Source organism: Pseudomonas sp. (assembly GCF_049590575.1).
Taxonomy (GTDB): domain Bacteria; phylum Pseudomonadota; class Gammaproteobacteria; order Pseudomonadales; family Pseudomonadaceae; genus Aquipseudomonas.
On the sequence record NZ_JBAWDE010000316.1, the window covers coordinates 1 to 2366 of the forward strand.

Consider the following 2366-nt stretch of genomic DNA (forward strand, 5'->3'; position numbering starts at 1 on the left):
CGCTGGGCGCTGCCGGTGCACGCTGTCGTCTTTATGCACCTCGCCCAAGGCCGCCCAGGTCTGTTCGGCGAAGCGCAGTGCCGCTTCATGGCGGCTGTCGCAGGCGATCCAATGCCGCAGCTCGGCCTGCTCCTGTTCGTTCAGGGCACCGGCGTGCAGGCGCACCGCCCACTCGGCGGCCGCCTCGGTAATGCTGTGCTGTTGCGGACCCTGGCTATTCACGTGTGAATCTCGAATTTTTCGTTATGTAACGCTGTGACGTCTGACCTGGCGCATTTCGGTAACTCATTCGTCGGATGGTGCCACCTCGCCTTCCTGCAAGCGCTGCATCACATACGCCAAAGCCTTGGCCAGATGCTTTTGCACGGAGCTGTCGGAGATGTTCAGGTGCCGGGCGACCTGAGCATGAGTCATGCCTTCGATGCGGTTGAGACGGAAGATCTGCTGGGTCCGCTCCGGCAACTCCGCCAGTGCCTGCTTCAACGCCTGTCGCTGTTGCTGCGCCATTGCCTGAGCCTCCAACCCGGCCACTTCATCTTCAATCTCGGCCAGCGCCTCGTGGGGCACGGAGTCGGTCTTGCGCCGCGCCTCCTGGCGAATATGGTCGATCAGCAGATTGCTCGCCGTTCGATAGAGATAGCCCTGGGAGTTGTCGATACGCTCGCCAGCCGGTTTTTCCGCCAGGCGCAGAAAACTCTCCTGCACCAGGTCTGCGGCCAACTGCGGGTCCCGTACCTTGCGCGACAGATACCCGCGCAGGGTATCGGCATGCTTGAGAAACAGGCCTTTGAGATCCACGTCCGACAAACCGACTCCCTGGAATGTAAAGGAAACAGGCGGGCATCTTAAGCGTTGTCGAGAATGATTTTCAATTGATATCTAATCCGATTCGGCGCCTGTGTCGGTTTGATTAACGGTTCGGTAATCGAACACAACCGCTGCCAACAATTGACCAAATTAACCATCCAGTACATTTTACTCGCACAACCAACAATAATTCTGGAGACACCCCAATGCCGCCCATCGTGCTGGTGCTCAACGGCCCCAACCTCAATCTGCTCGGCACCCGCGAGCCCGCCACTTACGGCCATGAAACCCTGGCCGACGTCGCCGCCCTGTGTGGCCGCAGCGCCGAGCAACTGGGGCTGAAAATAGAATTTCGCCAGACCAACCACGAAGGCGAGCTGCTCGACTGGATCCACGGCGCCCGCGCTCGCTGTGCCGGGATCGTGATCAACCCGGCAGCCTGGACCCACACGTCAGTGGCGATTCGCGACGCACTGGTGGCCAGTGAGGTGCCGGTGATCGAGGTGCATTTATCCAACGTGCATGCGCGTGAGGCGTTCAGGCATCACTCATTTGTGTCGCCCATCGCCAAGGCGGTGCTTGCCGGTTTCGGCAGCCACGGCTACCACTTGGCCCTGGAGCATTTCGGCCAGTTGCTCAAGGGATCTCGCTAATGAAACCGCGCATCCTCGCCGGCCTGATCGGCGCCGGCATCCAAGGCTCGCGCACCCCTGCCCTGCATGAACAGGAAGGTGATGCGCAGGGCCTGCGTTACCTGTATCGCCTGATCGACCTGGAACCGCTGCAACTGAACATCACCGCGCTGCCCGACCTGCTCGACGCCGCCGAGTTGATGCACTTCACCGGGCTGAACATTACCTACCCGTGCAAGCAGGCAATCCTGCCGCTGCTCGATGAATTATCCGACGAGGCCCGGGGTATCGGGGCGGTCAACACCGTGGTGTTCAAGGACGGTAAACGCATCGGCCACAACACCGATTGCCTGGGCTTTGCCGAAGGTTTTCGCAGGAACTTCAACGATGTCGTGCGCCAGCGCGTCGTGCAGATGGGCGCGGGCGGTGCGGGTGCCGCAGTGGCCCATGCGCTGCTGGCTGAGGGTGTGGAGCATCTGAGCATTTTCGACGTGGACGTCACTCGCGCCCGCGACCTTGTGGATAACCTCGCGCAGCGTTTCGGCGCCGGTCGTGCCCAGGTCGGCCAGCACCTGGAAAACGCCATGGCCGAGGCCGATGGTTTGGTCAACACCACGCCGATGGGTATGGCCAAGCTGCCGGGCACACCGGTGCCCGCTGCGCTGTTGCGCGCCGAATTGTGGGTGGCGGAAATCGTGTATTTCCCACTGGAAACCGAACTGCTGCGCGACGCACGCGCGCTGGGTTGCCGCACCCTGGATGGCGGCAACATGGCGGTGTTTCAGGCGGTGAAGGCGTTTGAGCTGTTCAGCGGCGAGGTGCCGGATGCGCAGCGCATGCTGGCGCATTTTCAAGCCATGAATACCTAGAACTGTGGGAGCAGGCTTGCTCGCGAATGCGGTGTGTCAGTCACAGCCAATGCTGCTG

4 protein-coding genes are annotated in these 2366 nt (G+C 61.3%); 2 read left to right on the forward strand and 2 right to left on the reverse strand.

Features of this window, described 5'->3' with window-relative positions:
* Together WBR57_RS22150 and WBR57_RS22155 are read right to left on the reverse strand one after the other, a co-directional pair.
* Positions 1 to 222, reverse strand: a 222-nt coding sequence (locus tag WBR57_RS22150) for a FecR/PupR family sigma factor regulator (RefSeq protein ID WP_424086622.1), incomplete at its 3' end; no start/stop codon positions are given.
* Between the two features lie 63 nt (positions 223 to 285).
* Entirely contained in the window at positions 286 to 807 is a 522-nt protein-coding gene (locus WBR57_RS22155) for an RNA polymerase sigma factor (protein WP_424086624.1), read from the reverse strand.
* 206 nt (positions 808 to 1013) lie between these two features.
* Here WBR57_RS22155 and aroQ point away from each other — a divergent pair, with 206 nt between their 5' ends.
* Together aroQ and WBR57_RS22165 are read left to right on the forward strand one after the other, a co-directional pair.
* The gene (gene aroQ / locus WBR57_RS22160; protein ID WP_424086626.1) at positions 1014 to 1460 is read left to right on the forward strand and encodes a type II 3-dehydroquinate dehydratase; all 447 of its coding nucleotides are present in this window, start codon (positions 1014 to 1016) and stop codon (positions 1458 to 1460) included.
* Positions 1460 to 2308 (forward strand): shikimate dehydrogenase, encoded by an 849-nt coding sequence (locus WBR57_RS22165; protein ID WP_424086628.1) that lies wholly within the window; start codon positions 1460 to 1462, stop codon positions 2306 to 2308. Before aroQ ends, WBR57_RS22165 begins: the two co-directional genes overlap by 1 nt.
* Positions 2309 to 2366 lie beyond the last annotated feature (58 nt).

Excerpts from the sequence above, each read along its gene's own strand:
- aroQ (WP_424086626.1), top strand. The coding sequence starts at position 1,014 with ATGCCGCCCATCGTGCTGGTGCTCAACGGCCCCAACCTCAATCTGCTC.
- WBR57_RS22165 (WP_424086628.1), top strand. The coding sequence starts at position 1,460 with ATGAAACCGCGCATCCTCGCCGGCCTGATCGGCGCCGGCATCCAAGGC.